14 protein-coding genes, 5 tRNA genes and 1 pseudogene are annotated in these 20754 nt (G+C 46.7%); 5 read left to right on the top strand and 15 right to left on the bottom strand.

Annotated features, from left to right (window positions below):
* The first annotated feature begins 56 nt into the window (after window positions 1–56).
* Window positions 57–1250: an NO-inducible flavohemoprotein gene (gene hmpA, locus ACRC53_RS09380; RefSeq protein WP_438643179.1), complete on the top strand. Its 1194-nt coding sequence runs from the start codon at window positions 57–59 to the stop codon at window positions 1248–1250.
* A gap of 92 nt (window positions 1251–1342) precedes the next feature.
* On the opposite strand, the gene ACRC53_RS09385 is transcribed toward hmpA, so the two are convergent.
* The 9 genes and pseudogenes from ACRC53_RS09385 to tsaE form a co-directional block, all read right to left on the bottom strand.
* Window positions 1343–2035, bottom strand: coding sequence for a tetratricopeptide repeat protein (locus ACRC53_RS09385; protein WP_438643180.1), 693 nt, complete (start codon window positions 2033–2035; stop codon window positions 1343–1345).
* Between the two features lie 81 nt (window positions 2036–2116).
* Entirely contained in the window at window positions 2117–3022 is a 906-nt protein-coding gene (gene hflC / locus ACRC53_RS09390) for a protease modulator HflC (RefSeq protein WP_438643181.1), read from the bottom strand.
* Between the two features lie 2 nt (window positions 3023–3024).
* The gene (gene hflK / locus ACRC53_RS09395; protein ID WP_438643182.1) at window positions 3025–4218 is read right to left on the bottom strand and encodes an FtsH protease activity modulator HflK; all 1194 of its coding nucleotides are present in this window, start codon (window positions 4216–4218) and stop codon (window positions 3025–3027) included.
* A 56-nt stretch (window positions 4219–4274) separates the two neighbouring features.
* Entirely contained in the window at window positions 4275–5558 is a 1284-nt protein-coding gene (hflX, locus tag ACRC53_RS09400) for a ribosome rescue GTPase HflX (protein ID WP_438643183.1), read from the bottom strand.
* A gap of 23 nt (window positions 5559–5581) precedes the next feature.
* The gene (hfq, locus tag ACRC53_RS09405) at window positions 5582–5875 is read right to left on the bottom strand and encodes an RNA chaperone Hfq (RefSeq protein ID WP_438643184.1); all 294 of its coding nucleotides are present in this window, start codon (window positions 5873–5875) and stop codon (window positions 5582–5584) included.
* A gap of 89 nt (window positions 5876–5964) precedes the next feature.
* Window positions 5965–6891, bottom strand: a complete 927-nt coding sequence (miaA, locus tag ACRC53_RS09410; RefSeq protein ID WP_438643185.1) for a tRNA (adenosine(37)-N6)-dimethylallyltransferase MiaA — start codon at window positions 6889–6891, stop codon at window positions 5965–5967.
* Window positions 6884–8959 (bottom strand): DNA mismatch repair endonuclease MutL, encoded by a 2076-nt coding sequence (mutL, locus tag ACRC53_RS09415; RefSeq protein WP_438643186.1) that lies wholly within the window; start codon window positions 8957–8959, stop codon window positions 6884–6886. Before mutL ends, miaA begins: the two co-directional genes overlap by 8 nt.
* A gap of 1000 nt (window positions 8960–9959) precedes the next feature.
* A pseudogene (locus tag ACRC53_RS09420) lies at window positions 9960–11085 on the bottom strand (N-acetylmuramoyl-L-alanine amidase); the annotation flags it as partial.
* 2 nt (window positions 11086–11087) lie between these two features.
* A complete protein-coding gene (gene tsaE, locus ACRC53_RS09425) occupies window positions 11088–11552 on the bottom strand; it encodes a tRNA (adenosine(37)-N6)-threonylcarbamoyltransferase complex ATPase subunit type 1 TsaE (RefSeq protein ID WP_438643233.1) in 465 nt (154 codons plus the stop codon).
* Window positions 11553–11802: 250 nt separating this feature from the next.
* Between tsaE and queG the strand changes: the two genes are divergently transcribed.
* A complete protein-coding gene (queG, locus tag ACRC53_RS09430; protein ID WP_438643187.1) occupies window positions 11803–13110 on the top strand; it encodes a tRNA epoxyqueuosine(34) reductase QueG in 1308 nt (435 codons plus the stop codon).
* Between the two features lie 521 nt (window positions 13111–13631).
* Here the strand turns inward: queG and ACRC53_RS09435 are convergent.
* From ACRC53_RS09435 to orn, 6 genes are all read right to left on the bottom strand, one after another.
* Window positions 13632–13707, bottom strand: a tRNA-Gly gene (locus ACRC53_RS09435).
* Window positions 13708–13744: 37 nt separating this feature from the next.
* Window positions 13745–13820 (bottom strand) — tRNA-Gly (locus ACRC53_RS09440).
* Window positions 13821–13881: 61 nt separating this feature from the next.
* Window positions 13882–13957: transfer RNA gene (locus ACRC53_RS09445), tRNA-Gly, on the bottom strand.
* 44 nt (window positions 13958–14001) lie between these two features.
* Window positions 14002–14077 (bottom strand) — tRNA-Gly (locus ACRC53_RS09450).
* A 37-nt stretch (window positions 14078–14114) separates the two neighbouring features.
* Window positions 14115–14190: transfer RNA gene (locus ACRC53_RS09455), tRNA-Gly, on the bottom strand.
* A 182-nt stretch (window positions 14191–14372) separates the two neighbouring features.
* The gene (gene orn / locus ACRC53_RS09460) at window positions 14373–14918 is read right to left on the bottom strand and encodes an oligoribonuclease (RefSeq protein WP_438643188.1); all 546 of its coding nucleotides are present in this window, start codon (window positions 14916–14918) and stop codon (window positions 14373–14375) included.
* An 86-nt stretch (window positions 14919–15004) separates the two neighbouring features.
* Between orn and rsgA the strand changes: the two genes are divergently transcribed.
* The 3 genes from rsgA to mscM all read left to right on the top strand — a co-directional run bounded on the left by rsgA (window position 15005) and on the right by mscM (window position 20611).
* Entirely contained in the window at window positions 15005–16048 is a 1044-nt protein-coding gene (gene rsgA / locus ACRC53_RS09465) for a small ribosomal subunit biogenesis GTPase RsgA (protein ID WP_438629968.1), read from the top strand.
* A gap of 186 nt (window positions 16049–16234) precedes the next feature.
* Window positions 16235–17188, top strand: a complete 954-nt coding sequence (asd, locus tag ACRC53_RS09470) for an archaetidylserine decarboxylase (RefSeq protein WP_438643189.1) — start codon at window positions 16235–16237, stop codon at window positions 17186–17188.
* A gap of 105 nt (window positions 17189–17293) precedes the next feature.
* Window positions 17294–20611 carry a miniconductance mechanosensitive channel MscM gene (mscM, locus tag ACRC53_RS09475; protein ID WP_438643190.1) on the top strand — a complete coding sequence of 1106 codons (3318 nt, stop codon included), beginning with the start codon at window positions 17294–17296 and terminating at the stop codon, window positions 20609–20611.
* The last annotated feature ends 143 nt before the right edge of the window (window positions 20612–20754 follow it).

Raw genomic sequence — 20754 nt, forward strand, 5'->3', positions numbered from 1 at the left:
ATATACAACTTATAGCGAAAAAATAATAACCCAAAATTGAAGAGTGACAACAAACTATGTTAGATACCCAAACCATCGCTATTGTAAAAGCAACAGCACCATTGCTGGCAGAAACGGGCCCAAAACTGACTGCACATTTTTATGATCGGATGTTTTCACATCACCCTGAACTGCAAGATATTTTTAATATGACGCATCAAGCAAGTGGTCGTCAGCGTGAAGCGTTATTTAATGCGATTGTTGCATATGCCAATAATATCGAAAATTTAGCGGCATTGTTGCCTGCGGTAGAAAAAATTGCACAAAAACATGCCAGTTTTAATATCCAACCTGCACAATATCAGATTGTGGGTGAGCATTTACTGGCCACTATTCGCGAGCTGTTTAACCCAGGTCAAGAAGTGCTGGATGCTTGGGGAAAAGCGTATCAGGTTTTAGCTGATGTCTTTATCGGGCGTGAAGCGGCGATTTACCAAGCGCGTTCAACGCAAAATGGTGGCTGGTTAGGCACGCGTGCTTTTACTCTGGTTGAAAAAAACCAAGAGAGTGATGTGATCACCAGTTTTGTTTTTGCGCCAGTTGACGGCCAGCCTGTTGCCGATTATTTACCGGGCCAATATCTGGCCGTATACCTGCGTCCGGCCTCTTTTGAGTACCGTGAAATTCGCCAGTACTCGTTGTCTGACGCACCAAACGGCAAAACCTACCGCATTGCAGTAAAACGTGAAGAAGGCGGCAAAGTTTCGCCATATCTGCATAATGAAGCACAAGTGGGTGATGTGGTTGAACTGGCTATGCCATACGGTGATTTCTTCCTGCAAACCGACACGCATATCCCAATCGCACTGATCTCCGGTGGCGTAGGTTTAACCCCAATGCTGAGTATGTTTAATACACTGGTTCAGCAACAGCATAGTGGTGATATTCACTGGATTCATGCAGCTGAAAATGGCCAACACCATGCGTTTGCCGCAGACATTAATGCGCAAGCTGCACAGCATAGCAATATCAGCCGCCATGTTTGGTACAACCAACCTACCGCACAAGATCTGCCGGGTGAAGATTATCACTATCAGGGTTTCGTTGATCTGCAAACACTGCGCAGCACACTAGATACACCAGATATGCAGTACTACTTCTGTGGTCCGCTTGGTTTTATGCAGCATATTGGTCAAACATTGCAGGGCTGGGGGGTAGATGCTGATCGCATTCATTATGAGTGTTTTGGTCCGCACCAAGTTTTACAATAATTAAGTACTGTAATGGCACAATCAGGGCACTTTTTGAGCGCCCTGATTTTATCAATAGTAACCCATCTGTAACCTACAGCCGCCTTCTCGTATCACCAAAATCCACGTGATTTAGTCGCGCGCTGAATAACATTCTCAGGCATTTTAGCCGCGAGCTTTTTTCGTAATGTATTGATTAACTGATGCTGAGTGGTATCAGCAGTGATACTTTCAGATAACCAGCGATAGCTCGCCTCATAATCAAGCGGGCTTCCTTGATTGGCCACCAGCATTTGTGCTAACGCTATCTGGCTTGATAAATTACCCAAACTTGCCCCTTCACGCAGATAACGTATTGCCCGCTCACTGTCTTGTTGTACAAATTGCCCCTGCCGATAAAATTGCCCTAAACGTAAAAAAGCGGCAGGCAGTGCTTGCTCGGCAGATTTTTGCAGGTAATAGAGCCCCAACTCAGGATTTTGTGGCACACATACCCCTTGAGAAAGCATATCCCCCCATAAAAACTGATATGCGGGATATTCAGCCTGACGAGCACGCAATTCAATGTCTTCTACCAACTGACACTGATCGGCCTGAACCTGTTGTAAATGTTGTTCGCTGACAATTTGTCGCAGCAATTTTTCTTGCTCATACACTTCAACAGGTGGGCCACCATCGGCCTGCACACGGCAAGCACTGAATAACAATACGAGTGGGAATACTAGGTTTGGCAAAAATGACACACAAGACCACTGCACAGTGAGCCCCTTATCTCCTTGGCTATGCTCTTGTATCGGCGGTAGCACAATGATCTTTACCCATAAAAAAAGACTCCGAAGAGCCTTTTTATATTAAGGATACACACCTATAAGAGTGTAATTATCATGCTATTTTTGTGCCTGAGGCTGCGCAGTTGGCGTTTTCATATATTTGAAGAAATCGCTGTCTGGCTTTAACACCAGCATATCTTGCTTACCGCGGAAGCTGTTTTCATACGCTTTAAGGCTACGCATAAAGGCATAAAATTCAGGATCTTTGCTATAAGCATCTGCGTAGATCTTCGCTGCCGTTGCATCGCCTTCACCACGCATGCTGCGAGCTTTACTCTCTGCTTCTGCCTGCATCACTGTTACGCGGCGATCCACATCTGCTTTGATGATCTCCGCTTGCTCACGGCCTTGGGAACGATGCTCACGTGCCACGGCATTACGTTCTGCACGCATCCGCTGGTAGATAGAGCTTGAGACTTCTGCCGGCAAGTTAATCTGCTTAACCCGTACATCGACCACCTCAATCCCTAAATCAGAAGCACTATCAGCTCCAGTATTGAGTGAGTTACGCGCATCATCCATTAGCTCACCACGTGATCCGGAGACAATGTCTTTGATCGTGCGGCTACCAATTTCAGATCGTAGGCGATCGCTGATTTTCCGCTTCAACAAGGCCTCGGCTTGTTGCATGTTGCCGCCACCGGTTGAGAGGTAATAACGGCCAAAATCTTGAATTTTCCACTTCACGTAAGAGTCAACAATCAGATCTTTTTTCTCTGCAGTGACAAAACGATCGGCTTGATCGTCCATGGTCTGTACACGGGCATCAAGCATCTTTACGCTGTCAAAAAAGGGCGCTTTTAGGTGTAAGCCAGGGCCATAAACCTGAACGACGTCTTGACTATCACGCTTAACTTTACCAAAACGCAGCATAATACCGCGCTCACCCTCTTGCACAACAAACAGTGATGAAGAACCAATCAATGCCGCGACAATCACCGCAGGGATCACAAACTTATTCATGCTTAGAATCTCCCCTGACGATCAAGTCCGTTATCTACACGGCTATTCTGGCCATCTGTACTGGTCTGGTAATTGCCTGAGTTACGGCCAACATCATTAACAGACGGCAGGGTTGTAACTGCAGCGGCAGCAGCAGACGTTGCTGCCGCTGTGTTCGCTTTTTGCATCTGATCAGTAGGCAGCATCAACACATTATTTCCGTTGGTATCGACCAGAATCTTATTGCTGTTACCCAATACTTTTTCCATGGTGTCAAGGTACATACGCTCACGGGTCACTTGTGGCGCGGCTTGATACTCTGGTAACAGTTTATTAAAGCGGGCAGCATCACCTTCTGATTCTAAGATCACACGCTGCTTATACGCTTGCGACTCTTCTTCAACCCGCTTCACGTTACCACGTGCTTTTGGTTCTACCTCACGCGCATAAGCCTCTGCTTCGCGGATAAAACGTTGCTCATCTTCCTGTGCCGCAATCGCATCATCAAAGGCTTCTTTTACCTCTTCTGGTGGGCGTGCTGACTGGAAGTTAACATCCATAATTTGTAGGCCCATATTGTAAGGCGCAACAATTTGATCCAGTAAAACCCAAGTATCTTGACGCACTTTGGCACGCCCTTTGGTCAGCACATCATCCATCTTGGTGTGACCAATCACATAACGTAACGCACTGTCAGTGGCTTGACGCAAGCTGTCATCAGGATTACGAACATTAAACAAATATTGCGCAGGATCAGAGACTTTATATTGCACATTCATTTCAACGCGTACGACATTTTCATCTTGCGTCAACATAAAACCTGTAGCGGGAAGCTCGCGAACTGCACCGATATTGACCGGTGTGACCGATTCAATAAACGTAGGCTTCCAGTTTAAACCCGGTTGCACCACACGGTTCAATTTACCTAAACGGGTAACCACACCACGTTCAGCTTCTTTGATTGTATAGAACCCACTTATCCCCCAGACAACGACAGCAGCAGCGACAGCAAAGCCAATCAAACGCGGTGTAAAAGTCACCCGATGATTGTCACTGTTATTATTTTGACCATCGCTACCTTTTTTTCCGCCACCGAACTTTTTGCCCAGTTTACGAAAAACATCGTCGAGGTCAGGTGGCCCTTGGTCGCGCCCGCCACTGCGGTTACTCCAAGGGTCGCGGTCCTGACCGTTATTACCGGGCTGATTCCACGCCATTATCTACTCCATTAACAAAAAACGTGCCATAGGCACAACAATTCAGGCTAGCACAATCACTGAATACTGCTTTCGAGTTCAGCTTCTTGTTTACATAATCGATGCCAATCTACCGCTGGCATTCGAACTGTTAACCACAAGCTACCATCTTGCTCATCGACACGCTCATCTGTTAACGCATCCATTTGGTAAAAACGGCTACGTAATCGCCATAAGCGCGGAGGTAGATGCAGTTGATGCTGCACAATATCCTGTGCTAAACGCTCGCTAATCGCCTGAAAAACTAACTCCATACCCGCACCGGTTTGTGCCGAAACCCATACATGGGTCGGAACACCTTCATCGTTGCGGGCAATGCGTGGAGCAACATCCTCAAGCTGATCAATTTTATTCATGATCAGCAATACGGGGATTTCACCTGCATCAATATCATGCAGTACTTGATTTACCGCATGAATATTCTCATCGATGCGCGGATCTGCTGCATCGATCACATGTAGCAACAAGGTTGCCTCTTGTGTCTCTTGCAGTGTTGCTTTAAATGCAGATACCAAATCGTGTGGTAAATGGCGAATAAAACCAACGGTATCTGCCAGTACTACCGCGCCTACGTCGGTAACATCAACCCGACGTAATGTTGGATCAAGTGTCGCAAACAGTTGATCGGCTGCATACACACCTGCAGACGTGATGGTATTAAACAGGCTCGATTTTCCGGCATTGGTGTAACCGACCAGTGATACGGTTGGAATCTCAGCACGGTTACGCGCACGCCGACCTTGTTGACGCTGTTTAGCGACTTTATCTAATCGGCTGATAATCAAACGGATCCGGTCTTTAATCAGACGACGATCTGTTTCGAGCTGCGTTTCACCTGGCCCTCGCAGGCCAATTCCGCCTTTTTGCCGCTCAAGGTGTGTCCACCCTCGAACCAAACGTGTGGCAAGATGGCGTAACTGCGCCAATTCAACTTGCAGTTTACCTTCGTGTGTACGCGCTCGTTGGGCAAAAATATCGAGAATAAGGCCTGTACGATCAATAACTCGACATTGACAAAGACGCTCAAGATTACGCTCTTGGGCTGAGGATAGGGTATGGTTAAACAGGATAACCGACGCACCCGTTGCGGCAACGGCCGCGGCAATCTCTTCGGCTTTACCTTCACCGACGAAATATTTAGAGTGCGGCGTACGGCGGCTACCGGTAATGACCTGCATCGCCGTAACACCCGCAGAGGATACCAGGTTTTCAAACTCCCGGAGATCCTCTACATCCCGCTCTTGCGGGAAATTGATGTGCACCAATATTGCCTGTTCACCAGCTTCATAACGATCAAACAAGCTAATGGCTCCTAAAGCTGAAGTTACTCAGCGTCAGTGGTATCTTGCTGAGTAGGGGTTGCGCCTGACTGGCCGTGTGGTGCGCCAGTATGCCCGCTGTTGCTATGATGTGAAACTGGGCGAGCAGGAACAACAGTAGAAATTGCGTGCTTATACACCATCTGGCTGACTGTATTTTTCAGTAAGATCACAAATTGATCAAATGACTCAATTTGACCTTGTAATTTAATTCCGTTCACCAAATAGATAGAAACAGGAACGCGCTCGCGACGCAGTGCGTTCAAGAACGGGTCTTGCAGTGATTGCCCCTTAGCCATTTTTTCTTTCCTTATTTGTTTGTTGTTGCAATTATTGATTTAATTAATAGTGCACATGGGAGCATAGAGGATTGTACACAAACCATCAGTTAACCTCTAATAGCTTTGATGATGATTTGTAACGCATCTTCCGGTTTATCACTGTTGAGCCAAGTTATATCATCCCAACTACGCAACCATGTCATTTGCCGTTTCGCCAGTTGGCGAGTGGCACAAATAGCCCGGAATGCCATCTCTTGTGCATCATAATCACCGCGTAGATATTCCCACATTTGGCGATAACCGACACAACGGATTGAAGGCAAATCAGGGTTAAGATCGCCGCGCTTGAACAGCTTCCCTACTTCTTGTTCAAACCCAGCTTCCAGCATGAGCTGAAAGCGTGTGGCAATTTTTTCATGCAGTTGCTCACGCGTTGGCGGGGCAATTGCAAACTGCTGCACCTGATACGGAAGTGTCTCTCCTTGGATCTGTGTCAGCTCTGTTAACGTTTTACCTGAAATTGCAAAAACTTCCAATGCCCGACTCAAACGTTGTGGATCATTGGGGTGGATTCGCGCTGCGGCAACCGGATCGATACGTTGTAAATCGGCATGTAATGCTTGCCAACCACGTGTTTGTGCCGCCTGTTCTATTTCTGCCCGTACATTAGCATCTGCGGAAGGCAAAGGAGATAGCCCCTCAAGCAGAGCTTTAAAATATAACATCGTACCGCCAACGAGTAATGGGATCTTACCTGCAGCGGTAATCTCAGCCATTTCACGTAGTGCATCTGCCCGAAAATCGGCAGCGGAGTATGCTTGTGATGGATCACGGATATCAATCAGTCGATGCGGCGCACATATTAACTCTGCCACAGAGGGTTTTGCCGTACCAATATCCATACCAGTATAGATCAAGGCAGAATCTACACTGATCACTTCAACAGGTAAATGTTGGCGTAACCGAATGGCTAAATCAGTTTTACCTGATGCCGTAGGCCCCATTAAAAAGAGTGCTAGTGGTAATTTAGTCATGCTGCAATGCGGTAATGGCCGCCTCAAGTTCCACAGGTTTAATTAATAACGCGCTCTGTTGTCGCAATTTATCTGGGCATAGCAGCTCTAAATCAGCCAGTAATGTGACTGCTTGCGACAGTGTCCAGCGTGTCTGCTCTTCCTTGAGTTGGCCAACTAACCACGCGATCAATAATGGCATGGTTAATGTTGGGTCAGCGTGTAATTTATTCAATAGTAACGGAATAATTTGTTGTAGGTTGTGATGCCGTAGCGGTAATGGTACAGCCAGTATCGTGATTTTCTTACGCTCATGAATCTGTAAATCAATACCAAACTGCTGTAATAAAGGCTGTTGTTGCTGCGCAACCTGCCATTGTGTGCTGTCTACTTTCATCATTAATGGAATCAGCAGTGGTTGCGCTTTTAAAGGTTGGCCTTGTGGTAATAGCTGTGCCTGTTTACGCCATGCGGCGGCTCGATTCAGTGATAACAACCCAATACCTTGTGTGCGCTCAACCAGTAAATATTGCTCGGCGACAATCGCTAACGCACGCCCAAGCGAACTTGGCGGAGCACTGTATTGTGCGATGCCCGATGTGTTATCGAGTAATCCCTGCTCTGTGAGTGTACCTGTCGCAATTTGTGGTGCAAAAGCTGCGGTAGGTATATGTGCTGAAGGCGGTAAATCAGTCTGCAATAAGCGAGCATATACCGTTGTCTCACGCTGCAATGTCTCTGTATTGGGTGGCGAGTTTAGGTGTTTGCTAAGATCACGGTGAGTTGGCTGACGACTAAACAGACGCTCAACAGCAGGGTTAACCACTTGGTAATCTGCTGTCGATTCTTGTAGTTGCCAAGCCTTTTGCGCTTGGGTTTGGTCAGCGGCGATAGGGTGTGTTTGAGCCTCGTCTATCTTCTTTGTAGGAATTACCGATGCAAATTGGCTACTACCTGCTGCAATTCGTGGAGTTGCTAACGTCAGTGATGAATTTACTGAGGGTGTTGTTATCACAGTATGATGAGGTAATGAATCTGTATCAAATACCTGCTCTTTAAGAGAGGAATTAAGTGCCGAATCAGCATTATCAACGGTATGTTGCAGCGCAGTCAGTACAGCTTGATAGATAAAATCATGCACTAAACGAGCTTGATGAAAACGGACTTCATGCTTGGCTGGGTGAACATTCACATCAACATGGTTTGGTGCAAGTGTCAGATAAAGCACAAAAGCCGGATGTTCGGCTTCTTGCAGCAATGTTTGATAAGCCTGGCGGATAGCATGATTAATCAACTTATCGCGCATCATCCGGCCATTAACATAGCTGTAAGCCATATCATTTTGCTGCCTTGATCCCTGTGCAGAGCAGACCCACCCTGAGAGGCTCAACTCGGCATGTTGCCACTCAATCGCCACCGCATGTTGTAAAAAGGCAGGCCCACAAATCCCCGCTAAACGCCGCTCTTTTTGCTCTTGTGTTACAGCAGCACGGTACTGACGTACTGTTTTACCGTTATGACGCAAAGTAAAACTCACATCAAAGCGAGCTAATGCAATACGCCGTACGACTTCATCAATATGGGTAAATTCCGTTTTTTCGGTACGCAAAAATTTACGGCGAGCAGGGGTATTATAAAATAGATCTCGCACTTCAAGGGTAGTGCCAACAGGGTGTGCAGCCGGTTTGACCGTGACTTGCATATCACGCCCTTCGGCATAGGCTTGCCAGGCCTCAGGCTGTTCGGCTGTGCGTGAAGTCATCAGCAAACGTGATACGGAACTGATACTGGCTAACGCTTCCCCCCGAAAACCAAGGCTGACAATTGCGTCGAGATCATCGAGTGAGCTAATTTTGCTGGTCGCATGGCGTGCCAGTGCCAATGTCAAATCGGCTTTGTTAACACCACAGCCATTATCGCGAATACAAATAAGCTGTGATCCCCCTTTATCAATATCAATATCAATACGAGTTGCACCAGCATCCAGACTGTTCTCAACTAACTCTTTGACGACCGACGAAGGACGCTCAACCACTTCGCCTGCGGCGATCTGATTTGCCAGTTGTGCGGGTAAAATCTGAATTGCCATGGCTAACCTCGTTTTTACTGCTGCGGAATTCTCAACGTTTGCCCGATCATCACTTGATCTGATTTTAGTCGGTTAAATTGACGTAACCGAGACAATCCGACACCGTATTTTTCCGCAATCATGGAAAGAGACTCACCTGATTTTACTTTATGCTGCGTTGGCCGCGTTGCTGAGGTATTTGCTAACGCCTCTTTCACTGCAGTTGTATCGTTAAGGGGGATCTTGATTTTCTGGCCTACTTGCACCTGATGGTTATGTAAGTTATTTGCAAATGTCAATGCATCAATAGACACTGAATAACGTGTGGCTATTTTCCCTAGAGAATCACCGCGCTGCACAGTATAGGTCTCAACTGCACTTTTCTTTCCTGAACTGCTGCTCTTTACTGTACCTGTATTATTTGTACTTTTTGCCACTTCTGGTGAATCAGCAAGTGCAGGTACAATCAGTTTTTGCCCCACATTGACTTGATCACGCTTTAACGCATTTAGCTCTCGCAGCGTTTGCATTGTGGTGTGGTAACGCTCGGAAATACGCAGCAAATTCTCACCCCGTTTCACTTCATGCACCTGTGTTTGCCCTTTTGTGGTGGCCGTTGGCTTTTCAACCACAGGAGCTGGCTGATTGGTTGCTGGCGGTAACGACTGACTATTTTGGCTCTTGCGAGTTACCGGTACTTTTAGTTTTTGGCCAACTTGAACCTCACCAGAGCGCAAACGGTTTAATGTTTTCATCTCGGCCACTGAACTGCCATATAAAGTAGCAATCCGCGTTAAGGTTTCACCCCGCTTTACAATGTGTGTTTGGGTGCTTGCAGAGGTGTTTTGGCGATCATTAATAACGGGTGCAGGATCAACAACGGGCCCAGGTTGAGCAGGCACGTGCTCTGTTTTTGTCGGTTTCGCTGGAGTCTTATTGGTTGTATTTTTGGCGTTAGACACACTAACAACCGAGTTAGTGTTGCTTGCTCGTGTTGTAGGATGCTGACGATAATAGGTTTTAATCCCACGATAAATCGCGGTAGCCACTTTGGTTTGATGTGCGCTACTGCCAAGCAAACGCTCTTCTGACAAATTAGAGATAAACCCTGTTTCAACCAACAGTGAAGGAATATCCGGTGAGCGTAATACACCTAGACTAGCATGCTCAGGTCGGCGCTTATGCAATGGCGAGATTTGCCCCATCTCACGTAGCACCTTAGAGGCCACATCGTATCCCACCTTTTGTGAGTGGCCAAATTGCAAATCAAGTACCGTTTGACTCAGATAACGATCGCTATTATTACCCGACAGCACTTCACCTGCACCGCCAAGTAATTCAGATTGCTTTTCATGATCTTCTAACCAACGGCCCATTTCAGAGTTCGCACGGCGATTTGACAACACCCAAACTGATGCCCCTTTTGCACTGCGATTCGGCGCTGCATCAGCATGGATGGAAATTAATAATTGTGCATTTTTATCACGGGCAATATCAGAACGGCCACTGACTGAAATAAAACGATCACGCTCGCGTGTCATAACAGCTTTAAAGCCACTATCGTTATTCAGCATGTCACGCAGTTTTTGTGCAATAGCCAACGTGACTTGTTTTTCACGTAAGCCATTTTTACCAATTGCACCAGGATCTTGCCCACCGTGACCTGGATCAATAGCGATCACAACCCGCTCATTACTGCGCGTATTATTCGCAGTTGATGTCACTTGTGTACTGCTTGATACTGTTGTTCCCCCACCAATAGGGATCAACGACAGTACAACTTGATAGCCACTTCCACGCTTTTCAGTAACCGCTTTTGTATTAACGCGTTGTGATACATCTAACACTAATCGCAGCGTACCACGCTGTGGCGCACTGCTTGTACGTACGCTATTAACTAATTTTCCACGATAACGCTTGGGCAAATTAGCTCTTTGCGTCGTATCAGATAAATCAACCACGACACGGTTAGGCCCACTTAAGTTAAAATAACTGTACGATGGTTTTCCGCTAAAACTCAAGACCAGCTCATTTTTTGAGCCCGTATCACGCAAGCTGACATCAGTCAGCGTTGCTGCAAAGACCGGTAACCCACAACACCACAACAGCACACCCAACAGCAGTTGCCCACGAGATTTAATCCACATCCCTATTCGCCACTCATTTGTGCCAGTAATTGTTGCCCAATTAACGTATTCGCCTGTAAAACTGCACGACGAGTTTCCCCTTCATACTGCAGAGTTACACTTAGATCGGCTGGCGGTAAAAACCCCTCTCCACGCTGTGGCCACTCAACAAGGCACAGTGAACGCTCTCCGAAGTAATCTCGAATTCCCATAAATTCAAGCTCTTCAGGATCAGCTAAGCGGTAGAGATCAAAATGGCAAACAGTCCAATTTGGTAACTGATAGGGCTCAACCAATGTATAAGTTGGGCTTTTCACATTTCCAGCATGCCCTAATGCTTGCACAAATCCACGGCACAAGGTTGTTTTCCCCGCCCCTAAATCACCATGCAAATAGATCACCGTGGCACTGACGCACCCTTGTGCCAAATATGTTCCTAATGCCACTGTTGCGGCTTCATCAGCCAAATGTAACGTTACAGATTTCACCATGATTCATTATTCGTTCTAATTAGAATGACTTAACGGCTGATTAATGGGCAAATAATAGCACTGCAGACAGTGAATATTGAAGTTACACCAGTAATTACCCGCAATAGCCTCACTTTCCGCTAAAATAACTGAAATAGATGCAGTTAAATACCCACTATGTACAAGAAATTTACACACTTATAGGTAATAGCAACAATTGCATCACGTAAACAACCATTCACTGCCAACCCTAAACACTGATATCCATATGATACCACCGACCGAGCAACCTATTGCACAACATCCACCTGTAGCACTTTCTCAACATGCACTGGCAGAGTTAGCTTTGCTCATTAAACAATGGGGCGTTTCGCTTGGTTTTCAGCAAGTGGGAATTTGCGATATTGATCTGCATAAACATGAACCCCTTTTACAACACTGGCTTGATAACCATTATCACGGAGAAATGGGGTGGATGGCCAACCACGGTATGATGCGAGCTCGCCCTGCCGAATTACACCCTGGTACATTGCGAGTGATTAGTGTGCGCATGAACTATTTACCAACACACGCCTCTTTTGCTCGCGTACTCAAAAACCCTACTCTTGGTTATATTAGCCGCTATGCACTGGGGCGCGATTATCACAAACTGCTACGCCAGCGTTTAAAACAGCTAGGGGATAACATACAACAGCATGTTGGCGTATGTGGTTTTCGCCCATTTGTTGATTCAGCTCCGCTACTTGAGCGCCCATTGGCAGAAAAAGCGGGGATCGGCTGGGTTGGTAAGCATTCACTTATTTTAAGCCGTGAGGCCGGTTCTTGGTTCTTCCTTGGTGAACTGTTAGTGGATTTAGCCCTGCCTGTTGATCAGCCCATTACGGCAGAATGTGGCCGTTGTGTTGCCTGCATTACCACCTGCCCAACAGGTGCAATTGTTGAACCTTATGTAGTAGATGCGCGCCGTTGTATCTCCTATTTGACCATTGAAGCAGAAGGTGAAATTCCTCTAGCATTGCGGCCTGCTATTGGCAACCGTATTTATGGGTGTGATGACTGTCAGTTAATTTGCCCCTGGAATCGCTTTTCATCGTTAACGCAAGAGCCAGACTTTAGCCCACGCACCCACCTGCATGCGCCACAGTTATTAACTCTCTTCGCGTGGGATGAGGCAATGTTTTTAAAGCAAACCGAAGGCTCGGCAATTCGTCGGATTGGGCATCGGCGCTGGTTACGTAATATTGCAGTAGCACTCGGTAATGCTCCTTATCAAGCCGACATCTTGCTCGCACTGCAACAACGTTTGGGGGATGATGAACTGGTTAATGAGCATATTCACTGGGCAATAAGTCAACAACAACACAAACTAGCGGCGCTGCAAACTTTTCGTGCCAACACTCACCTTATTCCTCTCCAGCAGAGTGATAATAAACACTGCGGCCCAGATTCAGCTACATGCGCTCAAGTACACTCTACTCTTACTGCAAGATCGTCAGAGTCATCAGGATCTGCACTCACCTCTCAGCAGCGTAGGCTTGTGCGGGCCATTGAAAAAGGGCTTCCACGTGATGCATAACATAACGTCATAGCATCAATATCGATGATGGCAACGTGAAAATACACAAGATGGTCTATTCTCTACGCAATCAATCCGCGAAATAGATCACTATTTTTGTCAACCACAGTTGACGACTGGCATAACGACTGTTCTTACACTGGGGATATGTGGATAACAATTAGCAGATACCCGAAATTAAGCACAAGTCGGCATAAGAGAGTGCACAACAAGAGCTCAAAAAAAGTCTGGGAAGCCCGTATATTCAGGGGTGTTAACCATAATCAGAGCATAAATCACTGTATTTTCTGCTGTATTAACAGGTTAACTATCTGTGGATAACTCTGTTTACAAGGTAAGCAAAGCCATATAAATAGCGTGCTGCAAGAGAGAGATTAACTTACGCATCAAGAGAATAAATGCAGCAGAATATAAATATACTGTGAACAGTAACGACAAAAAAAGCCCGCACTGGGCTCAATGTTCTGTTTAGATAAATAAAACAGAATATTCGCATTGAAAGGGTTTATGTTAAGTTAGTTTGGAGCGGGAAACGAGACTCGAACTCGCGACCCCGACCTTGGCAAGGTCGTGCTCTACCAACTGAGCTATTCCCGCATAACTAAAACATAAACACTGCTGTAATACGTAGAATTGGAGCGGGAAACGAGACTCGAACTCGCGACCCCGACCTTGGCAAGGTCGTGCTCTACCAACTGAGCTATTCCCGCTTGTATTACGGCAGCGGTGCATTCTACATCAGCAACACATGGTTGGATAGACATGTGCATTTGGAGCGGGAAACGAGACTCGAACTCGCGACCCCGACCTTGGCAAGGTCGTGCTCTACCAACTGAGCTATTCCCGCATACCTGTAGCATGCTGTTTAACGTCGTGAATATGCGCTGTACTTGGAGCGGGAAACGAGACTCGAACTCGCGACCCCGACCTTGGCAAGGTCGTGCTCTACCAACTGAGCTATTCCCGCATCGCGGTAAGCATCATATATCAAGACGGTGTAAATTTGGAGCGGGAAACGAGACTCGAACTCGCGACCCCGACCTTGGCAAGGTCGTGCTCTACCAACTGAGCTATTCCCGCATCACATCCCCTAAAGGGGCTTACACACATAGCAGCGAAAACCTCACTGCTACGGGCTGCGAATTATACGGAGATTCGCTTTTGGTGCAAGTCTAAAACGAAAAAAACTTGCACGAATGTGTTGAAGTGCTGACAAAGCATTCAGTTTGTTTACTTTGCCAGCAAGCAAGGAAAACCGTCAATTAAGGCTGAATAAAGTGCTCACGGTAGTAGCGTAACTCAGCAATAGACTCTCGAATATCATCAAGGGCTAAATGTGCACCTTGCTTTTGAAAACCGGCCAGAATTTCTGGTTTCCAGCGGCGAGCCAGCTCTTTAAGTGTGCTAACATCAAGATAGCGGTAGTGAAAATACTGCTCTAACTCTGGCATATGGCGATATAAAAATCGGCGATCTTGACCAATACTGTTGCCACAAATAGGCGAACAACCCGCAGGTACCCACTTAGCTAAAAATGCCAATGTTTGTGCCTGTGCTTGTTCTTCGGTACATGTGCTGCTGCGTACGCGATCAACCAATCCGCTTGCCGTATGGGTTCGGGTACACCACTCATCCATCTTTGCTAACACATCGTCAGATTGATGAATAGCCAGTACCGGCCCTTCAGCAAGAAGGTTGAGATCTTTATCAGTGACAATGGTAGCAATTTCCAGCACCTTATCGGTATCTGGCTCTAGCCCTGTCATCTCCATATCAATCCAGATTAGATGTTCTTTATTGTTTGTCATCACCACTCCTGCGTTTTTTCTCGCAAACTGCGTGTATGATACAGGGTTTAAACCCTCTGCGTGTAATTACCAACGGGCAAATTACTTTGAGTAAGAAAAAGCTAACTCTCGGCCAACAGCGCCGTGTCAATGCAAACCAGCAACGTCGGCTCAAGCAAAAAGATCGCACTGTCGAGTGGGATGATGCTCTGCTTGGCGAGGCGCAAGAGGGCCTCGTGATCAGCCGTTTCGGTATGCATGCCGATATTGAATCTACCGATGGCAGCTTACACCGTTGTAATTTGCGCCGCGCCATCAAAAGCCTCGTTGCCGGTGATCAAGTGGTCTGGCGGCCAGGTAAAGAGCACCTGCAAGGCATCAGCGGTGTGGTTGAAGCGGTACACGAGCGCCACTCTGTGCTGACTCGCCCCGATTTTTACGACGGAGTAAAAGCAGTAGCCGCCAATATTGATCAAATCATTATTGTTTCATCCGTACTGCCGGAGCTCTCTACCGATATTATCGACCGCTATTTAGTGGCCTGTGAACAGGTCAACATCACACCTATTATAGTGCTAAATAAAGTCGATCTGCTCAGTGATGAAGACCGTATTTGGGTGAACGAAACCCTGCAACAGTATCAGGACATTGGCTACAAAATTTTGTGGGTCTCTTCCCATACCGGTGAGGGGATGGAGCTGCTCAATGCGCAGCTAAGCGAACAGATCAATATTTTTGTTGGCCAGTCAGGGGTGGGCAAATCAAGCCTGATTAACTTCCTGCTACCAGAGGCCAATGCCAGTACGGGTTTAGTTTCCGATAACTCAGGATTAGGTCAACACACCACCACCGCAGCCCGTTTATATCATCTGTCGCAAGGCGGCAATCTGATTGATTCACCAGGTATTCGTGAATTTGGTCTGTGGCACTTAGATTCCGAGCAAGTAACCGAGTCATTTATTGAATTTCGTGACTATTTAGGCTCATGTAAATTCCGAGACTGTAAACATGATAACGACCCCGGCTGTGCGATTCGTGCCGCGGTTGATGCGGGAAAAATCAGCACCACGCGCTATGACAGTTATCACCGGATTTTGGAAAGCATGCTGTTAGCCCGTGCTCGCCGCCACTTTCCACAACGTGAAAGCTAAATACATCACCAAAAAGTACAAGCCTGCTATCAACGCGGGCTGACTGACAAACCCGACGATTACAGGTAAAATGCGCGCCTTTTCTATGCCGTCACCGGCACGGTATTGTGGTTAAGGCGCGGTACGCATGGGTGTCAGGCACAATTTACAGACTCCGGCGTTAAAGGCGCATCAGAGAGGCATAACGTGTTAAACAGAATTAAAATTGCACTACAATATCTGCTGCCAAAACAGTTGCTCACTCAGTGTGCCGGTTGGGCCGCAGAAAAGCAGGCCGGCGTGATTACACGTACCGCCATCAGTTTGTTTGCCCGCCATTACAATGTGAATATGCAAGAAGCGGTGAACAGCGATCTGGCTTCTTATCCCACATTTAATGCTTTTTTTACCCGCCCGCTCAAACAAAGCGCGCGCCCGATTAATTTTGAGCACAACAATCTCTGCCTGCCGGCTGACGGTATGATTAGCCAGCTTGGTGCGCTGCGTGATGACCTGCTGCTGCAAGCAAAAGGCCACTACTACACGTTAGATGCACTGCTGGGCGGAGAAACAGCACTAGCCAAACAGTTCCGCCACGGCGCATTTGCTACCACTTATCTTTCCCCGCGCGATTATCACCGTGTACACATGCCGTGCGATGGTGTGTTGCGTGAGATGATCTACGTGCCCGGTGAGCTATTTTCAGTTAACCCACTGACTGCCGAAAATATTCCTAGCCTGTTTGCTCGTAATGAACGGGTAATTTGTGTGTTTGATACCGTATTTGGCTCGATGGCACAAATTCTGGTAGGTGCAACGATTGTTGGCAGCATGGAAACGGTATGGGAAGGGACAATCACCCCACCGCGCAAAGGTGAGTTGATGCGCTGGAGCTACCCTGCACGCGGTGAAACCGGTGCCATTGAGCTGAGCAAAGGGGCTGAAATGGGCCGCTTTAAACTTGGTTCAACCGTCATCAACCTCTTTCCACAAGATAGCATTATCTTCGATAACGGATTAGAGCATGGTACAGTAACTCGCATGGGGGAGCACTTTGCTCAACTTATGCACCCATCTACATGCACGGTTGCGGTTACTCCAAGTGAAAAAGAACCAGAATTAAATGTTATTAGTCAAGATGATACAACAACAGCCGTATAGATTTTACGGTGTTTTATTGCCTAGACAGTAACCGGCAATACGTGAATAAATCGTGAATACTCAGACCGTCATTTACGGCGGTCTTTTGTTCGAATGAGGTCGCGCATGTCACGACAACCCCTTACTCGCCTACCCTTTTTTTTGTTCCTCTCTCTTTGCTTTTCTGTGGTTATGCCACACACCGCATTTGCTGATGTGTTGCAAACTGCTGATAAGTTACAACAGTCTGTTACGGCTGTTGAGGCTGGGAATTTGCCGGATAAAAAATTACTGATTGATAATCTACAAACCGCGCTAACATGGTTAAAAACCCGTGATGATGCACAAAAACGCCGTAACGATTATCAGTCTGCAATCGATAACTATCCAGAAATGACAGCCGAATTACGGCAAAAATTGTTAGCATTACAGCAAAGCAAGCCCCCTGTAGTGCGTGCTGCTACTTCAGCAGAATTAGAACAACACCTATTACAAACTAACAGTAAATTGCTTTCAGCAACGCGTAATTTGCAACAAGAAAGTGAACAAATTCAATCTATTATTGACTCTCTTAATGATATCCCCGCACGGCAAAGTGAAGCGCGTAATGCACTTGCCCAAGCTGAACAGCGTGTACAAACTCTGCCACAAAGCAGTACTCCAGCGGCACAATCTCAAGAGCAGGCTTTACGTGCAGAAGTTGCTGCACGTAAAGCACAAGTTGATACCCTTGAGCTTGAGCAACTTTCTGCGAATAACCGTTTAGAATTAGCGCGACTAGCACAAGAAATTTCACGTATTGAACGTGATAGACTCGACGCTCAACAACAAACTTTACGGGCTGATTTTAATGAAATGCGCCAAAAAGAGGCGCGCCAAGCCCTCGCGCAAAGCAATGAGTTAATTGAAAAAAGTGCTGACTTACCCCCTTTTTTAACTGCTCTGATTAACCAAAACCAACAACTCTCACAAGAGCTCAACCAACAAGCCCTTTTTTTAGAAAAAACCGCAGAAGCACAACGTGCAGCACAAGCAAATACTAATCAGGTTAAATTGGCGTTGAGTAGCATTCGCGAGCAAGCACAATGGTTATCTGTTTCTAATGCATTAGGCGAAAGTTTACGTTCACAAATTGCCAAGTTGCCTAAAATGCCAAAACCACAGCAGCTTGATCGCGAAATGGCCGATATCCGTGCCAAACGCATTCAATTTGATGAGATGCAAACCACCACACTGACCGATGATCAAAAAGAGAACATCGCCACATTACCTAAAGAGCAACGCCGTATTTGGGATAGCCAATACCAAATTCAGCATGATCTGCTTACCTCACTGATTACCGGCACAGATACCAGTATCTTAGAGCTTGCTAAACTCAAAGTAGCCACTAATCAACAAATTGATGCGCTCAAAGAGATCAAAGTGGCCACGAACCGCTATCTATTCTGGTTGCCTGATCTCAATCCCATTAACTTCAGCTTTCCATTGGCAGTACTGCATGATGTTCATCAGATTGTCTCTATGGATATTGCAGGGCAAATCGCACAGGGTTTTATTGAAAGTGTGCAAAGTGAAAGCGTAATCTGGATGATTGCCGCACTGTGTTTGGTTATCGCTGCACGCTATAGCCGCAACCGCTATTTGGGCTTTCTTGATATAGCTTCTAGCCGTGTAGGTAAAGTAACACTTGATACCTTTGGGCTGACTCTACGTACCTTAATATGGTCTATCTGGTATGCTTTACCTGTTCCGATTTTATTGGCCGCAGTGGGTAATGGGTTGCTCAATGCTTGGGCATATCCCGCCGCAATTGCATTTGGCGAAAGTTTGCTCAGTCTTGTTCCAGTGATCAGTCTATTTGTACTCACCGCCAATTTTGCCCGCGCAAAGGGGCTGTTTATCATCCATTTCGGTTGGAACAGCCAGCAAGTTAGCCGTGCAATGCGTTATTACGCCGTATCACTGACCAGCTTTGTACCGTTATGGTGTATCTCTGATGCGCTGAGTTCACTTAACGATCGTCAGTTTAATGATACCTTGGTCAGGCTTGCATTTATCGGCTTGTGTATTGTGTTGATGGTACTGACTGCCAGCCTAAAACGCGCCAAAGTTCCGCTATACCTAAACGCACAAGGCTCTGGCCAAAACATGATTAACTACCTGTTGTGGGGAGTCGTGCTGGCTACTCCACCGCTGGCTATTTTATTCACCTGCTTAGGTTATCTTTCCACTTCACGGGCACTGCTGGCACGGGTAGAAGTTTCCTTAGTGGTTTGGCTCTTTTTGCTGCTGGTATACTACCTCACTCGCCGCTGGATGTTGATCCAACGTCGTCGAATTGCCTTTGAACGTGCAAAACATCGCCGCTCTGAGATCCTCGCCCAACGTGCACGTAGCGATGACGACAATAACAGCAGTAATGATGCAGCACTTGATATGATAGAAGAGCCCGTCATTGATCTGGATGTGATCAGTGCCAAATCACTGCAATTGATTCGCTCTGTGATCTCATTGGCAGCATTAGGTTCACTGGTATTGATCTGGTCAGAACTGCATTCGGCATTTGCATTTTTAGATAATGTGAATTTGTGGAATGTGATGGATATCAGCAACGGGGTTGAGAGTATCCAACCTATCACCCTCGGTTCGCTGCTGTTTGCCGGCCTTTCGCTGATGATCACCGCCAAGATTATCCGCAATTTACCAGCACTGATGGAGCTTGCTCTGCTGCAACATTTAGACCTGACTCCGGGCACCGGTTATGCCATCACCACACTCACCAAATACTCGATTATTATTCTGGGGATCATGATCACAGCGTCAATGATCGGCGTTGATTGGGGAAAATTACAGTGGTTAGTTGCCGCATTAGGTGTCGGGCTGGGGTTTGGTTTGCAAGAGATCTTTGCCAACTTTATCTCCGGCCTGATCATCTTGTTTGAAAAACCGATTCGGATTGGTGATACCGTCACAATCCGTGATCTCACTGGCACGATCACCAAAATTAATACCCGCGCCACCACCATTGTGGATTGGGATAGAAAAGAGATCATTGTGCCGAACAAGGCCTTTATTACCGAGCAGTTTATCAACTGGTCACTCTCAGATCCGATCACCCGGATTGTACTGCGCATTCCCGCACCGCCTGATGCAGACAGTGAACTGGTTAGCCGCCTGATTGAACAAGCGGCACGGCACACCACCAATGCGCTAGAAACACCGGCACCGGAAGTCTATTTAGTGGATTTACAGCAAGGTATTCCTTTATATGAAATTCGTCTGTATGCCGCCGAGATGGGACATCGGATGCCTATTCGCAACGATCTACATAAAAATGTGCTGGCACTGTTCCGTGCACATCAGCTTGAACTGCCCTATCCACCTAGTCAGATTCGGGTTGAAACCATGAAGGCTGCACAAGTGTTCAAAACAGGTGGGTTATAGTGTGAATCGCAGTGTATCACTGGCAATATTTGCACGCCGGCACGCGATATCACATTGTGATACACAGTTTACACATAACTCATGATCATACAGCACCAAATGAGAATGATAACCTATTGCATTTGAGTGTATTCTACTCTATG

The organism is Plesiomonas sp. (assembly GCF_051652165.1).
In the GTDB taxonomy this organism is placed as follows: Bacteria; Pseudomonadota; Gammaproteobacteria; order Enterobacterales; family CAMTGL01; genus Plesiomonas.

Excerpts from the sequence above, each read along its gene's own strand:
- hmpA (WP_438643179.1), top strand. The coding sequence starts at position 57 with ATGTTAGATACCCAAACCATCGCTATTGTAAAAGCAACAGCACCATTG.
- hflC (WP_438643181.1), bottom strand. The coding sequence starts at position 3,022 with ATGAATAAGTTTGTGATCCCTGCGGTGATTGTCGCGGCATTGATTGGT.
- hflK (WP_438643182.1), bottom strand. The coding sequence starts at position 4,218 with ATGGCGTGGAATCAGCCCGGTAATAACGGTCAGGACCGCGACCCTTGG.
- hfq (WP_438643184.1), bottom strand. The coding sequence starts at position 5,875 with ATGGCTAAGGGGCAATCACTGCAAGACCCGTTCTTGAACGCACTGCGT.
- miaA (WP_438643185.1), bottom strand. The coding sequence starts at position 6,891 with ATGACTAAATTACCACTAGCACTCTTTTTAATGGGGCCTACGGCATCA.
- mutL (WP_438643186.1), bottom strand. The coding sequence starts at position 8,959 with ATGGCAATTCAGATTTTACCCGCACAACTGGCAAATCAGATCGCCGCA.
- queG (WP_438643187.1), top strand. The coding sequence starts at position 11,803 with ATGATACCACCGACCGAGCAACCTATTGCACAACATCCACCTGTAGCA.
- orn (WP_438643188.1), bottom strand. The coding sequence starts at position 14,918 with ATGACAAACAATAAAGAACATCTAATCTGGATTGATATGGAGATGACA.
- mscM (WP_438643190.1), top strand. The coding sequence starts at position 17,294 with ATGTCACGACAACCCCTTACTCGCCTACCCTTTTTTTTGTTCCTCTCT.